General features: G+C 72.1%; 16 protein-coding genes, 1 rRNA gene and 2 pseudogenes. 12 read left to right on the forward strand and 7 right to left on the reverse strand.

Annotated features, from left to right (window positions below; genetic code table 11):
• A pseudogene (locus KS423_RS15700) lies at positions 1-203 on the forward strand (sensor histidine kinase); the annotation flags it as partial.
• The gene (locus tag KS423_RS15705) at positions 191-847 is read left to right on the forward strand and encodes a response regulator transcription factor (protein ID WP_224279641.1); all 657 of its coding nucleotides are present in this window, start codon (positions 191-193) and stop codon (positions 845-847) included. The pseudogene KS423_RS15700 and the gene KS423_RS15705, both read left to right, overlap by 13 nt.
• Here KS423_RS15705 and KS423_RS15710 read toward each other — a convergent pair.
• Entirely contained in the window at positions 820-3000 is a 2181-nt protein-coding gene (locus tag KS423_RS15710; protein WP_224279643.1) for a DEAD/DEAH box helicase, read from the reverse strand. The genes KS423_RS15705 and KS423_RS15710 overlap by 28 nt on opposite strands.
• A 166-nt stretch (positions 3001-3166) precedes the next feature.
• Here KS423_RS15710 and KS423_RS15715 point away from each other — a divergent pair, with 166 nt between their 5' ends.
• Both KS423_RS15715 and KS423_RS15720 read left to right on the forward strand, forming a co-directional pair.
• Entirely contained in the window at positions 3167-4051 is an 885-nt protein-coding gene (locus KS423_RS15715) for a hypothetical protein (RefSeq protein ID WP_224279645.1), read from the forward strand.
• Positions 4052-4070: 19 nt separating this feature from the next.
• Complete coding sequence (locus KS423_RS15720; RefSeq protein ID WP_224279646.1) at positions 4071-8726, forward strand: caspase family protein; 4656 nt, start codon at positions 4071-4073, stop codon at positions 8724-8726.
• A gap of 9 nt (positions 8727-8735) precedes the next feature.
• Here KS423_RS15720 and KS423_RS15725 read toward each other — a convergent pair whose 3' ends face one another.
• From KS423_RS15725 to KS423_RS15745, 5 genes are all read right to left on the reverse strand, one after another.
• The gene (locus tag KS423_RS15725; RefSeq protein ID WP_224279648.1) at positions 8736-9728 is read right to left on the reverse strand and encodes an ABC transporter permease; all 993 of its coding nucleotides are present in this window, start codon (positions 9726-9728) and stop codon (positions 8736-8738) included.
• Positions 9725-10675: an ABC transporter ATP-binding protein gene (locus KS423_RS15730; protein ID WP_224279650.1), complete on the reverse strand. Its 951-nt coding sequence runs from the start codon at positions 10673-10675 to the stop codon at positions 9725-9727. Before KS423_RS15730 ends, KS423_RS15725 begins: the two co-directional genes overlap by 4 nt.
• A 41-nt stretch (positions 10676-10716) precedes the next feature.
• Positions 10717-11154, reverse strand: a complete 438-nt coding sequence (locus KS423_RS15735; RefSeq protein ID WP_224279659.1) for a GntR family transcriptional regulator — start codon at positions 11152-11154, stop codon at positions 10717-10719.
• Between the two features lie 94 nt (positions 11155-11248).
• Positions 11249-12601 carry a DUF2079 domain-containing protein gene (locus KS423_RS15740; RefSeq protein ID WP_224279661.1) on the reverse strand — a complete coding sequence of 451 codons (1353 nt, stop codon included), beginning with the start codon at positions 12599-12601 and terminating at the stop codon, positions 11249-11251.
• A 261-nt stretch (positions 12602-12862) separates the two neighbouring features.
• The gene (locus KS423_RS15745; RefSeq protein WP_224279664.1) at positions 12863-13504 is read right to left on the reverse strand and encodes an HD domain-containing protein; all 642 of its coding nucleotides are present in this window, start codon (positions 13502-13504) and stop codon (positions 12863-12865) included.
• Between the two features lie 103 nt (positions 13505-13607).
• Here KS423_RS15745 and KS423_RS15750 point away from each other — a divergent pair, with 103 nt between their 5' ends.
• The 8 genes and pseudogenes from KS423_RS15750 (at position 13608) to pcp (ending at position 19621) form a co-directional block, all read left to right on the forward strand.
• On the forward strand, positions 13608-14573 hold the full coding sequence (locus KS423_RS15750; RefSeq protein WP_224279666.1) for a GlxA family transcriptional regulator: 966 nt from the start codon (positions 13608-13610) through the stop codon (positions 14571-14573).
• A 60-nt stretch (positions 14574-14633) separates the two neighbouring features.
• The gene (locus KS423_RS15755; protein ID WP_224279668.1) at positions 14634-14999 is read left to right on the forward strand and encodes an alpha/beta fold hydrolase; all 366 of its coding nucleotides are present in this window, start codon (positions 14634-14636) and stop codon (positions 14997-14999) included.
• Positions 14963-15313, forward strand: a complete 351-nt coding sequence (locus tag KS423_RS15760) for a hypothetical protein (RefSeq protein WP_224279677.1) — start codon at positions 14963-14965, stop codon at positions 15311-15313. Before KS423_RS15755 ends, KS423_RS15760 begins: the two co-directional genes overlap by 37 nt.
• A 2-nt stretch (positions 15314-15315) precedes the next feature.
• Positions 15316-15408 (forward strand): annotated as a pseudogene (locus KS423_RS48030) (MerR family DNA-binding transcriptional regulator); the annotation flags it as partial.
• Between the two features lie 221 nt (positions 15409-15629).
• Positions 15630-16118 carry a hypothetical protein gene (locus tag KS423_RS15770; protein ID WP_224279685.1) on the forward strand — a complete coding sequence of 163 codons (489 nt, stop codon included), beginning with the start codon at positions 15630-15632 and terminating at the stop codon, positions 16116-16118.
• Positions 16119-16202: 84 nt separating this feature from the next.
• The gene (locus tag KS423_RS15775) at positions 16203-17417 is read left to right on the forward strand and encodes an MFS transporter (protein ID WP_224279679.1); all 1215 of its coding nucleotides are present in this window, start codon (positions 16203-16205) and stop codon (positions 17415-17417) included.
• Positions 17418-17637: 220 nt separating this feature from the next.
• Positions 17638-18816, forward strand: coding sequence for a lactate 2-monooxygenase (locus KS423_RS15780; protein WP_224279681.1), 1179 nt, complete (start codon positions 17638-17640; stop codon positions 18814-18816).
• A 121-nt stretch (positions 18817-18937) separates the two neighbouring features.
• Positions 18938-19621: a pyroglutamyl-peptidase I gene (gene pcp / locus KS423_RS15785; protein ID WP_224279683.1), complete on the forward strand. Its 684-nt coding sequence runs from the start codon at positions 18938-18940 to the stop codon at positions 19619-19621.
• Positions 19622-19722: 101 nt separating this feature from the next.
• On the opposite strand, the gene rrf is transcribed toward pcp, so the two are convergent.
• Positions 19723-19821, reverse strand: a 5S ribosomal RNA gene (gene rrf, locus KS423_RS15790); the annotation flags it as partial.

The following is a 19821-nucleotide window of genomic DNA, read 5'->3' on the forward strand; positions in this document are numbered from 1 at the left end:
GCGCCCTGGTCCGGCTGCGGGTCACCGCCGACGCCATCGCCGTCCGGGTCGAGGACGACGGCCGGGGCGGCGCCGCCGAGGGCGCCGGCAGCGGGCTGCCCGGCCTGCGCCGGAGGGTCGCCGCATTCGACGGGACCACCCGCCTGTCCAGCCCGCCCGGGGGCCCGACCGTACTGGAGGTGGAGATCCCGTGCGGATCCTGATCGCCGAGGACAACGCCCTGCTCCGCGAGGGCCTGGTCCTGCTGCTGCACAGCGAGGGGCACGAGGTGTGCGCGACCGTCGAGCACGGCGACGACCTGCTGCCCGCCCTGCTCGACCACCGCCCCGACGTCGCCGTGGTCGACGTCCGGCTGCCGCCGGACTTCCGCGACGAGGGCCTGCGCGCCGCCGTGGAGGCCCGCCGCCGACTGCCCGCGCTGCCCGTCCTGATCCTCTCCCAGTACGTCGAACGCGCCTACGCCGGCGAACTGCTCGCCCAGAGCGCCACCGGCGTCGGCTACCTGCTCAAGGACCGGGTCGGCCACACCGAGGAGTTCCTCCAGGCGCTGCGACGGGTCGCCGGGGGCGGTACCGCGATGGACCCGGAGGTCATCTCCCAGCTGATGGCCCACCGCACCGGCCCCGACCCGCTGGCCGCCCTCACCCCGCGCGAGCGCGAGGTGCTCGCCCTGATGGCCGAGGGCCACAACAACCCGGCCATCGCCCGGCTCCTCTTCCTCGCCGAGAGTTCGGTGAACAAGCACATCGGCAGCATCTTCGGCAAGCTCGGCATGCCCACCCCCGACACCGGACACCGCCGGGTGCGCGCCGTCCTCACCTACCTGCGCACGCTCGCGGACGAGTGACCCTCCGCCGCTCGCCCGTCCTCCGAAGCCGCCAACCGCAGCTGCTCCTCCTCGACGATCAGCGCCGCCAGCGACCGCTCCGACACGTCCACCGCCTCCGGGGTCGACTCCGCCACCTCGCTGCGCCGCGCGTAGTCGTCGAACAGCCGGCCCTTCGCCCGCAGCAGGTCCAGCATCCGCTGGTCGACGCTGTCCGTCGCCAGCAGCCGGTGCACCCGCACCCGGCGGACCTGCCCCATCCGGCGCGACCGCGCCACCGCCTGCTCCTCCAGGGTCGGCTTGACCTGCGGCTCGCACAGGATCACCACCGAAGCCGCCTGGATGTTCAACCCCACGCCCCCGGCCTGGATCTGGCAGAGCAGCACCGCGTGCCCGGGCGCGGCGCCGAACCCGTCCACCACGTCCTGCCGCCGCACCGAGTCCAGGGAGCCGTCGACCGGCCCGAACGACCGCTGCTCCAAGGCCATGTGAACGGCCGCCAGGACGTCCCGGAAGAACGAGAAGACCACCACCTTCAGCCCGCTGTCCGCCGCCTCCCGGACGATCTCCAGCAGCCGCTTCAGCTTGGCCGACTCCGCCGGGTCCGCGTACCCGGCCCGGCGCATCGCCGGGAAGTTGCCCGCCGCGACGGCCGACCGGTAGGCGGCGAGGTCGGCCGGCGAGAACTCCTCCCACTCGTCCACGTGCACCACCTCGGGCAGCTCGGTGAGCACGTCCCGCTGGTTGCGGCGCAGGTACGCCGGGGCGACCGCCTTGCGGAAGGCCACCGGCCCGGCGGCCGCCGAACCCTGTTGGGCCAGCGGCATCAGCTCGGGCCGGAGGTACCGCACCAGGCTGCGGAACTCCTCCACCCGGTTCTCCATCGGCGTCCCGGTGAGGAACAGCACCCGCTCCACCCGCTCCGCCCAGGCGGCCACCGCCCGGGAGCGCTGCGTGGCAGGGTTCTTGACGAAGTGCGCCTCGTCCACCACGACCATCCCGACCTCGACCGCCTCCGCCGCCTCCGCGACCTCCGGACGGCGCAGCCCGTCGAAGGTCACCACCGCGACCCCGCCGTCCCGGAGCCACTCGGCGAGCGCCGCCTCCCGCTCCTGGCCGTGCACCCGGAACGCCCGCAGGGTGCTGCGCGACTCGATCTCCCGGGTCCAGTTGATCAGGACACTGGCCGGGCAGACCACCAGGAAGTGGGTGCTCCCCCGCGCCCGCAGGTGCGCCAGCACGGCGATCGCCTGCACCGTCTTGCCGAGGCCCATCTCGTCCCCGATGATCACCCGTCGCTGGGCGAGCGCGAACCGCGCCCCGAAGGCCTGGTAGCCGCGCAGCGAGACCCGGCAGTGGGCGTCGTCCAGCGGCTCGGCCCGTACCCGGTCCGACAGTTCCTCCGGCAGGAACCCCTCGGCGGCGGAGGGTTCGGCGCCGGCCTCCTCGACGATCCCGCCGAGCACGCCGTAGTAGTCGGCCGAGCGGAGCTCGAAGTCCGTCCACGCCTCGACCGGGTCGACCGGTGGGCGCAGCAGGTCGACCGAGGCCTGGGCGAGCAGCACCGGGACCTCCTGCGCCCCGAACCCGGCCAGCACCTTCTCCAGCCGCTCGACCGCCGCCTGCGCCTGCGCCCGCCGCTCCCGCCCGGCGAACAGCCCGCGCAACACCCCCCGGGCCGGCCGCGCGCCCGCCACCAAGGGCTCGACCTCGGCCTGGACCCGCTCCGCGGTGTCCCTGGCCCGCCGCGCCTCCGGCCCGGCGGCCACCAGCCGCTGGAGCGTCACGACCAGCGCGGTGCTCATCGTGTCCTGCTGCTCGACGTCCAGCCGCACCGCCACCGTCTCCTCGACGGCCCGGGCGATCTGTCCGGCCGCGGCCAGGGCCTGCGCCGCCGTCTGCGCCCCGACCCCCGGGATCAGCCGGAGCGTGTAGCCGGAGGCCTCCACCACCTGCCGTACCGTCCCCAGCCCGGCCGCCTCCAGCGCCCCGACCCGCAGCCGCCCCTCGGTCACGTCCCGGAGCCGACCCACCGCGATGGCCCCCAGCTCCTCCCGCACCAGCCGGTCCCGCAACGCGACGTACGCCAGCCGCGCCTCCTCCACGGCCCCCCGGTGGTCCGCCACCACCGCCGCGGCCGCCGCCCGCAACCGCTCCGCCTCGGCGAGGACCACCCCGGGCCGCCGCCCACCCCGCCGCCGCTCCCCCACCGTCCGACCCCCGTCTCGCTCCGTGCACCCAGGGGCCCCATGATCCCACCCGCCGACCCGGCCCTGCCCGTACGGAACCACGGCGGTGACGCCCGGCGGTAGGCTCTCGCCAGGCAGGGAGGGGCGGACAATGGCCAAGGTCGTCTTCGTACACGGTGTCGCCAAGCAGTACCTCAGCGAGGACTCGCTGGCGCGGGACGTCGTTCCCGAACTCATGGGCGGCGCACGGCTGGCGGGCGGCCCCGTCCCCGAGCCGACGGACGTGGCCGTCGCCTTCTACGGTGACCTGTTCCGCCCCCGGGGCACCCGCGCGGGGTCCGAGCCGAACTACGACGCCTCGGACGTCGAGACCGAGGAGGAGTTCCGACTCCTCATGGCCTGGTGGGCGGAGGCCGCCCGGACGGACCCCGGCGTCCCGGCCCCGGACGAGACCGGTACCCGCGGGGCGGTCGGCTGGGCCCTCTCCCAGTCGCTCAGGATCCGCAGGGTCCGCGCAGCCCTCGACGCGCTCACCGGCGCCCGGTACCTGCGCGGCGTCCTGGATGCGGCGCTGATCGGCAGTCTGAAGCAGCTGGCGCGCTACTTCGAGGACGAGCGGATCCGCGAAGCGGCCCGTGCGCGGTTGGCCGCGCAGATCGGCTCGGACACCCGGGTGGTGGTGGCCCACTCGCTGGGCTCCGTCGTCGCCTACGAGACGCTGTGCCAGGAAGGCCGCCCCGACTGGGACGTCCGGATGCTCGTCACCCTGGGCTCGCCCCTCGGCATGGGCGCGCTCGTCCTCGACCGCCTCCGGCCCGAGCCCCTGGACCGCAAGGCCAGGTGGCCCAAGCCGCTCCGGGCCTGGACCAACATCGCCGACGCCACGGACATCGTCGCCGCCGTGCGGGAACTCCGCCCGGCCTTCGGCCCTCGGGTCACCGATGTCCCGGTGAACAACGGATCCCACATGCACGACGCGACCCACTACCTCACCGCGGTGGAGACCGGCCGGGCTGTCGCCGCAGGGCTGAAGTAGAAGGAGACCGGCCGGCCCCATGCGCTACCTGATCGCTGCCGGTACGTCCACGTACAGCGCCGGTGAACTGCCGTACCTCGCGCACGCCCTCGACGACGTCGAGCGGGTCGCCGAGTTCCTCACCTCTCCGGAGATGGGCTACACCCGGGTGCTCGCGGAGGTCTCGCGCGACCCGGTGTCCGCGGACTTCGAGGACGCTCTCTCCGACTGGTGCACGAGTGGCGAGCTCACCGCGGAGGACATGGTGGTCGTGTACTACGCCGGCCACGGTGAGCAGCCGAACCCGGGCGCGCCGTACCGTCTCGCCTGCGCCGACAGCCGGTTCAGCCGGCCCCGTTCCTGGCTGTCGCCGCAGAACATGGCCGAGATCCTGGCGGCCTCGCCGCTGCGGAACGTCCTCTTCGTCATCGACTCCTGCCATGCCGCTCATGGCTCCACGGAGATCCAGGTCATGACGGACGGAATCGTCGCGTCGCGGCCTCGCGGCGACGACAACGGGGCCGGCACCTGGGTCCTCGCCTCCGCCCGTCACCGTGACCTCGCCGACGACGGCGCGTTCGTGTCCGGGTTCATCGAGGTGTGCGCGGCAGGCGACGGGCCGTCCCAGCGGTACCTCTCTCCTTCCGCGGTGGCGGCCAAGGTCAATCAGGCATTCCTGGCGGCGGGGGCGCGGCAGCGGGCCGCGTGCTCCTCGAACCACCAGGGCGCACAGCCACCGTTCTTCCCCAATCCCGGCTACGACCCGAGCGCGGAAGTCGGCGAGCGGGAGGAGACGGGCGACTCGTCCGACCTCTCTTCGCACTTCGAGCCCCGAGGGCGGGGCGTGGAGCACGTCCATGACCCGGGGTCGTACTTCACGGGCCGTCGCACAGCACTCAACCAGCTCTACGACGCCATGAACGGGCAAGGCGGGCAGGGGGCGCTGGTCGTCACCGCCTCACCCGGCTCCGGGAAGTCCGCCGTGCTGGGGCGTTTGGTGCTGGAGGGCCACTCCGACGCCTCCGCGAACGCCCGCCACCAGAGCCTGGAGGCGCTGGTAACGCGTCTGGCTGCGGCGGCTGATGTCCGAGCGACTGATCCGGCGGCCCTGCTCACGGCGCTCGCCAAGCGGCAGGCGCCGCTGCGCGTCGTGATCGACTCCCTCGACGAGGCCGGCCCGGCCGGCGACCGGACCGAGGCGCGACGCATCGCCTGGGACCTGCTGCGTCCGCTCGGCGCCGTGCCGTGCGTGCGACTGGTCGTCGGGTCGCGTCGCGAACTGCTGCCGCACATCGGCGAGCAGGTCAACTCCATCGACCTGGACAGCGCGGAGTACGCGGACGACACGAGCACAGCGGAGTACGTGCGCCGCATCCTCGGAGACGCCGGTTCGCCGTACGCCGGTTTGGAGGAGCGGATCGGCGTCATCGCGGCCGAGGTCGCCCGGCGCGCTGGGCACTGCTTCCTGGTGGCACGCATGACGGCGAGCGCGCTGTTGCGCGGGGAGCTGCTGGACACGACTGTCCCCGGATGGGCGGAGATCCTCCCGTCGGATGTCGGTGGCGCCTTCGAGGCCTACCTGCGACGCATCCCCCAGCACCGTGCCGAGGCGGTGATGGCGCTCCTCACGGCACTGGCCTTCGGCGAGGGCCACGGACTGCCGCGCCGGATCTGGCTGCTGGTGGCCTCCCGGCTGTCGGGCATCCCACTGCGGGAGGCGGACATCGACGCGCTGGTGGAGGAGGACGGGTCGTACCTGACCTGGGCTGAGGTGTCGGGCACCAAGCACTTCCGCCTGTACCACCAGGAACTCACGGACTACCTGCGGCAACGTGCTCTCAAGGTCCGCGACCTCCAGGATGTGCAGGAGGGGTTCGTCGAGGTCCTGCTCGACCTGACACCCGGCCGGACCTGGGCACAGGCGCTGCCGTACGTGCGCCAGCACCTGGCCACGCACGCGGCGGCGGCCGGATCGATTCAGGGGCTCGTCGAGGACCCGGCCTTCGTCCTGGCCGCCGACCCGACCGGGCTGCTTCCGGCCGTGCGCCACCACTCGTGCGATCCGGTGCTGGCGATGGTGGTCGAGCGTTTCGTGGGTCTCGTTGGACCCCCTGACACCGACCGGGCTGCGCTACTGACATTCGCAGCCGAATCCAACGGGGCCATGGCCTTCGCCAGGCGAACAGAGGAGCTGTCTTCGTCAGTGCAGCGCGTCCGGATCGAAGCCAGGCCCGTCACTCCGCACCGCATCGTAGGCCGGCATCACGAGAGGACGTACTCAACCACGGCGATGACGGGCCGATGGCAGATCGACGACCTCGTATTGCCCGACAAGGACCGTGTGGTACTTGCGGTCGCCCTTGGGCAGTCCGATGTCTATGTCTGGATGATCGACACGCCCGCCGCCTCCGCAACACTCCTCCACCCCTCGCGCATTCGCGGCATGCGGGCGCTGCCCGCTCATACGGGCCACCCGCTTGCCGTCACCCTCGACGACCTGGGCGATCTGCGGCTCTGGAATGTCAGCGACCAGACCGTCGTCCACCACATCCGAGGTGAACGCTTCGATGAAATTCTGGATGCCGGCGAATTGAAAAACGGCACTTCCGTGGCGGTCTGCCGTTCTGAGGATCATGTAGTCGTCATCGACTCATCAGGCAGGACACTACTGAAGGAACCTTTCACCTCCAAGGGGCCGAATAACAGCACCACTGCCGCCCTTGTGTGGCATGGCAACGGTACACCCCATCTCGTAGTGTGCGACTTCGAAGGCGGGAAGGTCATCGCCTACGCCGCCGACGAGGGTTGGCGCAGAAATGTCTTGTTGAGCAATCTACGAAAACCAAAGCTCCTTAACCGATCGACCCGGAAGCTCGGGTCTGCACTAGTTGCCATCTGGGAACCGGGCAGGAGACCCGGCAGTCCCGGATGTGTGAAGATTTTGGACTGTGGATCGGCTCAGATCGTGGCTGCAGACCGGAACTCGCATACCCAACCTCGCGGCAAATTCGTTCGACTCAAATCTCGCGATGTTGCTTTTGTAGCCTCTTCCTGGCAAGACACCATCATCTATTCAACCGGAACCGGCCAGGTCACCAGGGCTGGCACAGACGTCGACATCCATTCCCTGTTCACTCCGCTGACACCAGCCAGCGCGAGTGGCACATATGCCGTCGGCGCATCCTTTGGCGGCAGTGTAAACATCGTCGACTGCGAAAACGGATCATCCGCCGGAAGGGCCTTGCACGGCCATGAAGGCACGGTCTGCGGCCTACACACACTTGCCTCACTCGACGCCCACTCACAGGATGTCCTAACCGTCAGCAACGACGGCACTGCCAGACTGTGGCATGTGCTTTTCGACGACCATCGAGTCGAACGATTCGCCGAGGACGACCAGGGAGGAACGGGCGACAAGGCGACAACGGTCCTCATTCACGGCTGGTCCGCCCGTTCTCGAGAGTTCGTCGTCGGCTCGTGGCATGGCCTCAGGTTGGTCGACAACGATGCGCTGGATCACAGCACACACACGCCGCTAGTCGCTCACCATCTGACCGACACGCACATGTCAGAGCTTGGAACTCAAACAGAAGGGGAGGACGGGACGCTCAACCTGCTGGGGAAGATCGAGGAAATCATAGACACAGCCGAGGAGTCTCACGCCAAGGCAATCTTCTCATGGCAACAACTCCACGCCGACGGGACAATTGAATGCACTCGGCCCGAAACCCTCGCCATGACCCCCTGGGAAACATCGTGTCACTTGATCCCACCGACTCTCCAACATCCCGGCACTCGACTGGTCGGATTCGATCCGGAGAACGGGCACATCTTTGCGGCGACATCCCCCAAGGCTCAAGTCGGCATTGACATCGCCCCTTGGGATATTGATATTGACTCAACAATGGTCTTTACCGCTGGATTTTCGGACCCCAGCGGCCATGCCATGCTGCTTGTCGCCGTTCGACAGGCGGCAACTTCCGGCGATTTTACAGCAAGCGGCTATTACACCCATGAAGATCTGCCCGGCGCCGACGCTGCTTCACGTGGATACCTGTGGGACACAACCTCTCGACAACCGGTTCACGGCAAGCCGATCATCCTGCCGGACAGAATAAAGTCGCTGGTACCGCATCACGGTGATTGCGGAACTCGTTATGTCGCCATGGCTGGTGCGGACGGTCGCGCAGCCGTTCTTGACCTGGAGTGCGGCGAAATCCATGCCGTGCACTCTGACCGACAGGTGACCGGCCGCCGCACACTTCGAAATGCCACCAACGGCCACGGATATTATCTCAGGTGGGCGGACACACAAACCGGCAAACCAGTCCTGGCATACATGGCCGGACTCGGTCGCGACGATACCGTCCTTTCCCCCGTCGTCATCTGGGACTCCGCCCACCCCGGAGCCCCCGCCCGCGAGCTCCCCGTCCGGGCGCGCCGGCTCCTCTGGACGGGCTTGGCCCCGAGCGGCGATTCCCTCCTCGCCATCAGCGACGAGTTCGGGATCAGGCTGTTCACCCTTCCCGATGCCGAGGAGGTGTGGTCGACCCCCCTCCCCGCTCTCGTCACCTCGCTCGCGGCCCGACCCCACAGCCCCCACCTCGACCTCGGTGTCGCCACCCAGCAGGGCGTGGTCCTGATCCGGCCCCGCCTCACCCCGTACTGGCAGCGGCGACTGTTGCAGAAGCCCTGAGGTCGCGCCCTACGCCCGGATGCGACGGAAGACCACGACCAGCAGGGCCAACGTGAGCGCCACCAGGATGCCGGCCTCGACGAGTTGGACGGGGACGAGGTGGTCGGCCGGGTGGTAGCGGAGCCAGGAGGCGGTGGCGCCGTCGCAGTCGGTGCTGAAGCTGAAGCCGCAGCTGCTGGTGCTGACGCGGGTGCCGTCGGGGAGGACGACGCCGCGGTCGAGAAGCCAGGAGTTGGTGGGGTGGGTGGTGCGCAGGGCGGCCACCCGGTCCACGGCCGGATAGAAGGAGGGGCGCGCCCAGAGGACGAGGCCGTGGGTGGCGGCGACGAGGGCGCCGGTGAGGAACATCGCGGGCAGGGTGCGGCGGACGAGTTGCCCGACGAGGACCCCGAGGATCAGGGCGAACAGGGACCACGCGATCGGGGCGAGGCCGAGGGCCGGGTAGGTGAAGAACTGGAACGGCGGGTCGAAGGCGACCGGGCCGTGCACGATGTCCGTCCACCACACCCAGGTCATCAGCACGGCGAGCACGCCGCTGGCGGCCAGGACGGCGAGGCCGGGGACGGCGAGGCGGACGGCCAGCCAGCGGATCGGGCTGACGGACTGCGCGCGGATCAGGCGGATGGTGCCGCGTTCGTACTCCTGGGCCAGCAGCGGGGCGCCGATGAACACGCCGATCAGCAGCGGGAGCGCGGTGACGGCGGGCTGGAGGACCTGGAGGTACCAGAAGTTCGGGTGGTCGATCTGCTGGAGGAGGTTCCAGCACTGGGGCCTGTCCCAGGTCTCGGGGTCGTAGCAGTCGGTCCGGCGCAGGTCGCTCACGATCCGGCTGCAGGCGATGTGGATCCAGAGGAGGTCGGCGACCGCCAGGATCAGCAGGGTGCCCAAGGTCCAGAGGAGGAGCCGGTTCTGGCGGAGTACCAGCCAGAAGAGCCCGCGCAGGCCGGGGGCCGCGGAGTCGACCGGAACGGCGGCGCGGTCGGGCAGGACGGTCGTGCTCATGCGGCCACCTCGTTCGGGTCGTTCGGGTCGTGCGGCTTGGCGGGTGCGCGGAGGTAGCCGAGCAGCAGGTCCTCCAGGCTCGGCCGCTCGCTCTCCCACGGGCCGTCCACCGGTTCGTCGGTGCGGACCAGGGCGATGGCCCGGCGGCCGCTGACGCGCTGCTCGACCACGGACCCGGCCGGGAGCACGGAACCCTGACCGGCCGGCCCGGTGAGCAGCCGGTGCCCGTCGAGGATCTCGTCCAGGTCGCCGGCCAGCCGGATGCGCCCGCCCTGGACGAGGAGCAGGTGGTCGATGACGCCGTCCAGTTCGGGGAGGATGTGCGAGGACAGCACGATGCCGGTGCCGCGCTCGGCGGCGGCCGACATCAGGGTGCCCATCAGCTGGTGCCGGGCGAGCGGGTCGAGGTCGGCCATCGGCTCGTCGAGCAGCATCAGGTCGGGGAGCTTGCCCAGGGCGAGGGCGAGGCAGACCCGGGTGCGCTGGCCGCCGGAGAGCGAACCGATCCGCGCCCTGGTGTTCAACTCGCCCTGTTCGACGATCTGTTGGGCCAAGCTCTCGTCCCACACCGGGTTGAGCTCGCGGCCCATCCGCAGTGTCTCGGCGACGGTGAGGCCCTGGTACAGCGGCTTGTCCTGCGGCACGTAGGCGACCCGGGCGCGCAGCTCGGGTGCGCCGGCGGTGGCGCCGAGCACCTGCAACCGGCCCTCGGTGGGCTTGAGTTGGCCGGCGGCGAGGGCGAGCAGGGTGCTCTTGCCCGCGCCGTTGGGCCCCACCACGCCGCAGATCCGCCCGGCCGGGACGGTGACGTCGCAGTCGCGCAGGGCCCAGCCGCTTTGGTACTTCCTGCCGAGGCCGGTGGCCTCCAGGGCAGATTCCAGGCCCGCTTCCTGCGCGGCCCCCAGCACGGGCGCCGACGCGGGCGCCGTGGTCGTCGGGTCGTCCACCCGGTCCCCCACTGTTCTCGGTTCGGTGTTGCCGGGGAGGCTCAGGCCCCGGTGTCGGAGTCCACGGCTCCGGAGCCGGCCCCGGTGCCGGAGACCCCGGTGTCGAAACGCTGCTCCAGGACGGAGGCCATCAGCGCGGCGATGTCCTCGCGCTCCAGTCCGGCCCCCCGGGCCTGGTCCACCCACCCGACCAGGTCCGCGCGCAGCGGCCCGTCCGCCGCCGCCTCCGGCCGGGCGAGCGAGCGCCGGACGAAGGTGCCGAGCCCCGGGCGGGGTTCGACCAGCCCTTCGCGTTCGAGTTCGCGATAGGCCTTCAGCACGGTGTTGGGGTTGATCGCGGTCAGCTCGACCACCTCACGGGCGGTCGGCAGCTTGTCCCCGGGCTGGAGCAGTCCGAGCCTCAGGGCCTGCTTGGTCTGCTGCACGATCTGCTGGTAGGTGGAGACGCCGCTGCGCCGCTCGATGCGGTACTCGATCACCCGCGTTTTCAGCCTTTCACTAGTTCAATAGTGGAATAGTGGCCCACTGCGGCGCTCGGGTCAAGCTGGACCCGGGGGTCCCTTACGGGGGCTCTCAGGGACGGTGCAGCAGGAGCAGGCCGTCCTGCTCGACCAGCGGCAGGTAGCCGCGCTCCCGGTAGACGGCCAGCATCCGGGCGGTGTCGGCGGTGGCGCACGGGGACTGCACGCTCGGGTCGCGCAGGTCGACGGCCACCCACTGCGGTCCGGGGCCCACCGGCGCCTGGCACACGAGGGTGACCTCCGCCCGGCCGGTGAGCTGGGCCGCCAGCCGGTTGGAGGCGGCCACGGTGGCGTCGTCGGGTATCCGGCGGAGCAGCGCCCGGGTCTCGGTGAGCCGGGGCGAGGTGCGCCAGGCTTCGGGCATCACCACCTCGTGCAGCGGGTAGAGCGGCAGCGTCACGGCGGTCACCAGGGCGCTGACGACGAGCGCGCGCCTGGCACGACTCGCGTCAAGACGGCGCAGGACGTCCACGAGGGCCGCGAGCGCGATCGGCATCAGCACCGCGCTGTAGTGGTAACTGACGCCCCAGTAGTGCGAGTTGGACGACAGCAGCCGCCAGGCGAGGGTGGGCACGCAGAGCAGGAGGAGCGGCGAGCGCACGCCGGCGAAGCCGGCGGTGGCGGCGAGCAGGAACAGCAGCAGCCACTTGACCGGCGGCCAGCCGAGCTGCAGCGGCAGCACCCAGAGCGAGGGCTGCCCGCCGCCGTCCAGTTGCCGCCAGTAGTCGAAGCCCCCGCTCGGGTTGAACGCCGGCAGCACGACGAGCACGGTGAGCGCGGTCGCGGCGAGGCCGACGGCGGCGAGGGCGAGCCCGGGCAGCGGACTGCGGTGCCGCTCCCGGCGGGCCTGCCAGGCGATCAGGGCGCCGACGGCGGCCACGGTCAGCCCCAGGTCCTCCTTGACCAGCAGCAGCGGCAGCGACCAGAGCGCGGCGGCGAGCGGTCGGCGCCGGCCCAGTGCGGTGGCGGCGAAGGCGAGCAGCGGGAGGGCGAAGGCGATCTCGTGGAAGTCGTCGGCCGCCGCCCGGACGATCCCCCAGGAGGCCCCGGTGGCGCAGCCGACGAGCAGCGCCACCCGCGGCCCGGCCACCTCGTGGGCCCAGCGGGTCAGCGGGACGACGGCCGACGCCATCAGCAGCGCCTGGGCGATCACGAGGGTGAGCGGACTCGGGAAGGCCCGGTAGACGGGGGCGAGGACGGCGATCAGCGGGTGGAAGTGGTCCCCGAGCAGGTGGTAGCCGGGCCCCTTGAGCGGCACGATCGGCGCCTGCCCGTGGGCGTACGCCCGGACGGCCTGCTCGAAGATGCCCAGGTCGTAGGCCTTGGTGAGGCCACGCCGGTGCCGGTTGACGGCGACGCAGGCGTACAGCGCGGCGAACCCGGCCGCCAGGCCCCAGGCGAGCACGGCAGGGCGGCGGGCGAGGAGGGTCGCGAACCGGGCGCGCGACGCGGGCGGGGTGGACGACGCGGGAGGAAGGGCTCGGGGCGGGGAGGCGGGATCGGAAGCAGGGGCGGAAGCGGGCGCGGACGGGGAAGCGGGCATCAGCAAAGTACCCTTTCACTATTTGATTAGTGGAAGGGTGGTGGAAGCCCAAAGCGGCCGTCAAACCCGGTCGGACGACGACGACCGGGCCTTCGGCGTGCCCTCAGGAGCCCTCGATCCGACTCACTCCGCCCAGTCGGAGCCCCTGATCACCTCCACGAAGTCGCCGCGCTCGAAACCGGGCACGAAGTGCGCGAGCACGTCCGCCTTGACGTTGCCGAAGGTCGTGTCCGGGCGGCCCTTGATGCCGTCGGTGAACGCCGCCAGGATGCGGTTCTTGAAGTCGGGCCGCGGATGGGCGGCGACCACGGCGGCACGCTGCTCCTCGGTGAGGGCGTGGTAGCCGATGCCCAGGACGTCCAGCTCCACCCCCCGGGTGACCAGGGCGACCTCCGGCGCCATGTGCAGCGGGATCTCCGGGGTGGTGTGCAGCGCGATGGCCGTCCAGACCCGCTGCGCCGGCTCGCCGGTGATGCCGTGGGCCACCAGGAAGCGGCGGGCCTCGTCGGCCCCGTCGATCTCGAACCGCTGGTCGGTCCGGGCGAAGCGGCCGGTGAGGCCGAGGTCGTGGAACATCGCGCCGACGTACAGCAGCTCCGGGTCGAACTCCAGCCCCTGCTCGGCGCCGCGCAGCGCCCCGAACAGGAACACCCGGCGCGAGTGGTCGAACAGCAGGGGCGAGGCCGCCTCCCGCACCAGTTCGGTCGCCTCACGGGCCAGGGCGCTGTCCGGGATGCGCACGCCCGCGATCGTCTCGTTCGTCATGACTTCCTCCGCTTTCGGGGCCGTTCGGTTGACTCCTCCACCCTCGCCCGGTGGCGTAGGCTGCCGCCATGTCCGTACAGACACCTGTACCTCGGATTCGGACATGACGCGCCAGGTCGCCTTCCTCGTGTTCGACGGGGTGACGCTGCTCGACGTCAGCGGTCCGCTGGAGGTCTTCCACCAGGCCGGCCGGCTCGGCCACCCGTACGGGACCCTCCTGGTCTCCCCCTGCGGGGGCACCGTCACGGCCTCCAACGGCGTGGCCCTGGCGGACACCGCCGCACCGCAGGACGCCGACGCGCCCCCCGACACCCTGGTCGTCGCCGGAGCCGACCACCTCGCCACCCGGGGCCCCGACGAGCACCTGCTCTCCGCCGCGGACGGCCTCGCCGGGCGGGCGCGGCGGGTCGCCTCGGTGTGCAGCGGCGCGTTCGTGCTCGCCGCGCTGGGGCTGCTCGACGACCGCCGGGCCACCACCCACTGGCGCCACGCCCCCGCCCTCGCGCTCCGCCACCCCCGGGTGCGGGTCGAGCCCGACGCCCTGCACATCCGGGACGGCCGGTACCACACCAGCGCCGGCATCAGCGCGGGCATCGACCTGGCCCTCGCCCTGGTCGAACACGACCACGGTGCCGAGACCGCCCGTGCCATCGCCCGCGAGCTGGTCGTCTTCATGCAGCGCCCGGGCGGCCAGTCGCAGTTCTCCACCGCCCTGGCCACCCCGCCCGCCCGCAGCGACCTGCTGCGCACACTCACCGACGCCGTCCTCGCCGACCCGGCCGCCGAGCACACCCTGCCCGCGATGGCCGCCACCGCCGCCGTCAGCCCCCGCCACCTGACCCGGCTCTTCCAGGCCGAGCTGCACACCACCCCCGCCCGCTGGGTCGAGCGCGTCCGCCTCGACCGCGCCCAACAGCTGCTCCTCGACGGCCACGGCGTCACCGCCGCCGCCCGGCTCAGCGGCCTGGGCAGCGACGAGACCCTGCGCCGCGCCTTCGCCCGCCGCCTGGGCACCACACCGACCGAGTACCGCAACCGCTTCGCCACCACCAGCGACCTGGGCACCTGAACACCCGACGGGCTCCCCGCGACAGGCGCTTGACCTTGACGCTGCGTCAGGGTCGGAGGCTTGCCGCATGACGAACGAGAGCACTCCCTCCACTGCGCTCCACCCCCGGTCGGCGGGTTCCAGGAGATCGACGGCCGCCGCCTCTACCTGCACCGCCAGGGCACGGGCGGACCGGCCGTCGTCCTCCTGCCCGGCGCGAGCGCCATCGGACTGGACTACTTCGGTGTCCAGCAAGGGGTTTCGCAGTTCACCACCGCCGTGGTGTACGACCGTGGCGGCACCGGCTACAGCGACGAGGCCGCGCTGCCGCGCACCGCCACCGAGGTCGCGGCCGAACTGCACGCACTGCTGCGTGCCCACGGCGTTCCCGGCCCGTACGTCCTGGTCGCGTGCGCGCGGGAGCGGATCTGCCCGACGTCCCGGTGATCGCGCTCACCCCGCTGGGTGTCGACCCCGGCCAGCAGGCGCTGATGTCGGAGGAACTCCTCCAGGCGATGCACGACGGCAAGACGCGGCTGTACGCGGACATGGTGGACCGGGTCTCGAACGGGGAGCAGCGCATCCTCTCCGACACCGGGCACAGCCAGTTCGTCTTCGAGCGCGTGGACGCCGTGGTGCAGGCGGTCCGCGACGTCGTGGACCGCGCGGGCCGCGCCTGGACTCGGCCCGGCCACACTCGCCGACGGAACCGGAGCGAACGGTGCTCACGATCAGTCGACTCGCGGCAACCGCAGGCGTGACCGTGCGCACCGTCCGCCACTACCACCAGGTCGGACTGCTGCCCGAGCCCGAGCGCGACGCCTCCGGCTACCGCCGTTACAGCGCGCAGGCCGCGGTGGACCTCATCCGGATCAGGCCCCTCGCCGACGCCGGGGTTCCGCTGGCCCGGATCGACGCGCTGCCGCACGCACAACCCGAGGAGTTCGCCGCCGCCCTCACCGGCCTCGACGCCGAACCGGAGCGACGGATCGACCAACTCACCGAGCACCGCCGCCGGATCGCCGACCTGGCGAGCGGCTCGCCCTGCCGTCCGAGGTGGTCGCCATCCTGGACCGGATGCGCGCGCTCGGGGTCAGCGAGCGATCCGTACGACTCGAACGCGACACCTGGATCCTGCACCAGGCCCTCGACCCGGAGGCCATGCGCCAGGGCATCCGGGAGAAGAACGCCAGCTTCGACGACCCCGAGACGATGCGGCTGTTCCTCCTCTGCGACCAGTCGCTCGACTGGGAACCGGACGATCCACGCGTGGACCGGCTGATCGACGACCTGGACGCCTGGGAGGCCGCCCACGGGCGGGACAGCAGCCGGCCCGGGAACCAGGCGGTGATCTTCTCCCGGATCGCCGAGGCCTCGCCGACCTGGCAGCGCATCCTCGACGTGCTCGCCCACCGCGCCAAGCAGCGCCGCCTCGCCCAGCAGTGCAGCCCCGCCGAACAGTGCAGCCCCGCCGAACCACGCCGCTCCACCGCGCCCCGCGGGACCGCCGGACCGCGCCGCCCCGTCGAGCAGCGCCGGACCGCCGGCCCGGCACGGAAGCGTTGACGTCTGATTCACGCCAGCCCAACCCCCGGTCGGCTTGGTGGACTTCGGGTCACACACCCGCCGCCCACCGACAGGACCTCCGGCATGCCGACCGGCACCACCCTCAACCCCGCACCACCCGCCCCGAAGCGCCGCCCCCGGGGCGGCGGCACGCTCGCCGTCCTCGCCGTGACGACCGGCGTCTTCTCCATCGTCACCACCGAGATCCTTCCGATCGGCCTGCTGACCCCGATCGGCGCCACCTTCCGGATCTCCGCCGGCACGGCCGGGCTGATGATGACCCTGCCGGGCATCGTCGCCGCGGTGGCCGCACCCGTGGTGACCGTCGCGACCAGGCGCGCGGACCGGCGGACCATGCTCTGCGCACTGCTGCTGGTCCTCACCCTCGCGGACCTGCTCAGCGCGCTCGCCCCCGCCTACTGGGCGGTGCTGACCGCCCGGATCGCCCTCGGGCTGGTCATCGGGGCGTTCTGGTCGATCGGTTCCGGGCTCGCCCCGCGCCTCGTCCCCGAGCACCGGCAGGCCCGGGCCAACACGCTGATCTTCTCCGCCGTCCCGCTCGGCTCGGTGCTCGGCGTACCGGCGGGGGTGTTCCTCGGCTCGCTGGCCGGCTGGCGGGCCGCCTTCCTCGCGATGGCCGCGCTGACCCTGCTCGCCCTGGTCGCCCTCCTGCGGTCGCTGCCGCCGCTGCCCCCGCTGACCGTCACCGGGCTGGGCGTGCTGCGCGGCCTGCTGGCCGGACGGGGCACCCGTACCGGCATCGCCGTGACCTTCCTGATCGTGCCGGCCCACTTCGGCAGCTACACCTACGTCACCCCCTTCCTCACCGACACCACCCACGCCGGCACCGGCCTGATCACCGCCCTGCTCCTCGTCTACGGCGCCGCCGGGCTGCTCGGCAACGTCCTGGCCGGCGGCCGGGCGGCCGGGGCACTGCGGCCGGTGTTCGGTGCGGCGGCCCTCCTGCTGGCCGGCGCGGCGCTGCTGCTGCCGCTACTGGGCACCGGTGGTCCGGGCGCCGCCATCCTGCTGACGCTCTGGGGCGTGGCGTACGGCGCCGTCCCGGTCTGCTCCCTCACCTGGTTCCTCGCCGCGGCCCCGCACGCCCCGGAGGGCGCCGGCGTGGTGTTCACCTCGGCGTTCCAGGCCGCCTTCTCGACCGGCGCGCTGACCGGCGGCGTGGTGGTGGACCACTCCTCCCCCGGCACCGTCATGCTGCTCGGCGGGACGGTCGCCCTGCTCGCCGCGGCCGCCGTGTGGCGGTACGGCCACCGGATCCGGCCCGAGCCGGCGCCGTGACGCGACCCGACGCCGTGACACGGTTGGCACCCGTGGGCCGGCCAAGGCCCTCACCCGGTCGGCGCCCTGACACACCTGCGGCCGGGCTCTGGCCGTCCGCACCGTCCGTGGTGAGAATGCCGGGGTGCCGTCGGCCCGGCCGCCCAACAGCGGGGCGGGCAGGCGGCGCCGCCGGCCGGGACGGTCCCGGGCGGCCGAGGGCGGAAGGACGGCGAGCGGGATGGACCAGACGTTCCACGGGCGGTTCGGCGACTACCAGAACGAGATCTACCTGCACGGACTCGGCGGCGTGCTGCCGACGATGCCGATGACCTTCGCCGAACTGGAGGCGCGGGCGAGCACGGCGCTGTCGCCCTCGATCCTCTCCTACGTCGCGGGCGGGGCGGGCGACGAGTCCACCCAGCGTGCGAACGTCTCCGCCTTCGGGCGGTGGGGCCTGGTGCCGCGGATGATGGTCGGCGCGAGCACGCGGGACCTGTCGGTGGAGCTGTTCGGCCTGCGACTGCCGACCCCGCTGTTCATGGCGCCGATCGGGGTGATCGGCCTGTGCGCGCAGGACGGCCACGGGGACCTGGCCAGCGCCCGCGCCGCCGCCCGGACCGGCGTGCCGATGGTCGCCTCCACGCTGACGGTCGATCCGCTGGAGCAGGTGGCCGCCGAGTTCGGCGACACCCCCGGCTTCTTCCAGCTCTACACCCCCACCGACCGGGCGCTGGCCGAGAGCCTGGTGCACCGGGCGGAGGCCGCGGGCTACCGGGGCATCGTCGTCACCCTGGACACCTGGGTCACCGGCTGGCGCCCGCGCGACCTGGCCACCGCCAACTTCCCGCAGCTGCGCGGCCACTGCCTGGCCAACTACACCTCCGACCCGGTGTTCCGCGCCCGCCTCGCCAAGGCGCCGGAGGAGGACCTTCAGGCGGCCGTCCTGGAGTGGGCAGGCGTCTTCTGCAACCCACTGACCTGGGACGACCTGCCCTGGCTGCGCTCGCTCACCGACCTGCCGATCCTCCTCAAGGGCATCTGCCACCCCGAGGACGTGCGCCGTGCCAGGGACGGCGGCGTCGACGGCATCTACTGCTCCAACCACGGCGGCCGCCAGGCCAACGGCGGCCTGGCCGCCCTCGACCTGCTCCCCGACGTGGTCGCGGCCGCCGACGGTCTGCCCGTCCTCTTCGACTCCGGCATCCGCTCGGGCGCCGACGTCGTCAAGGCACTCGCCCTCGGCGCGACCGCCGTCGGTGTGGGCCGCCCGTACGCCTACGGCCTGGCCCTGGAGGGCACCGACGGCATCGTCCACGTACTGCGCTCCCTGCTCGCCGAGGCCGATCTCCTGATGGCCGTCGACGGCTATCCCACCCTCGCCTCCCTCCGCGCGGACGGCGCCCTGCGCCGGACCTGACGCGGGACCAGTCCGCGGTGTCCACCCGCAACCGGTGGGGCTTGCCGGGGCATTCGGGACGGCCCTACGCTCGAACGGCACAAATCGGGTCCGTACGTTCCCGCACGCTGGGAGGTCCGCCATCATCCGCGTCCTGCTGACCGCCTTCGAACCGTTCGGCCGCGATCCCCTGAATTCGTCCCTGGAGGCGGGCCGGCTGGTCGCCGCCGGTCCGCCGGCCGGAGTGGCCCTGGAGTTCGCCGGGCTGCCCTGGGTGTTCGGCGACTCGATCACCGAACTGCGCCGGGCGGTGGCCCGGTTCGAGCCGGACCTGGTCATCGCCACCGGTCAGGGCGGCAACCGCCCTGACCTCACGGTCGAGCGGGTCGCGATCAACCTCGACGACGCCGTCCGGGCGCCCGACCGGAAGGGCAACCAGCCGGTCGACCAGCCGGTCGTGCCGGACGGCCCGGCCGCGTACTTCTCCTCCCTGCCGGTGAAGGCCTGCGTGGAGGCGGTCCAGCAGGCCGGCATCCCGGCCACCGTCTCGCACACCGCCGGCACCCACCTCTGCAACCACGTCTTCTACGGGCTGGCGCACCTGATCGCCACCGAACGCCCGGAGCTGCGCGGCGGGTTCGCACGCCTGCCGTACCTGCCGAGCCAGGCATCCGGCCGGGAGAAGAGCGCGTCGATGTCGGCGGAGACGGCGGCCGAGGGCATCCGCATCCTGATCCGCAGCGCCGTGGCCGCCCTCCACTCACCGCCCGTCGGCACGGCGCCCGCAGCGCGCCGACGGACCTGGCTGTCCCGCCGGAGCGTCTGACCCCCGAGACGTCGGGCGGGGTGCTGGTGACGGCCCGTCGGTCCCCCCAAACGCGAAGAACCCCCATCCGGGACCCGGATGGGGGTTCTTTCTGAAGAATTGTTCGGCGGCGTCCTACTCTCCCACAGGGTCCCCCCTGCAGTACCATCGGCGCTGTAAGGCTTAGCTTCCGGGTTCGGAATGTAACCGGGCGTTTCCCT

This window comes from Streptomyces sp. LS1784, from assembly GCF_020103755.1.
Taxonomy (GTDB): Bacteria; Actinomycetota; Actinomycetes; order Streptomycetales; family Streptomycetaceae; genus Kitasatospora.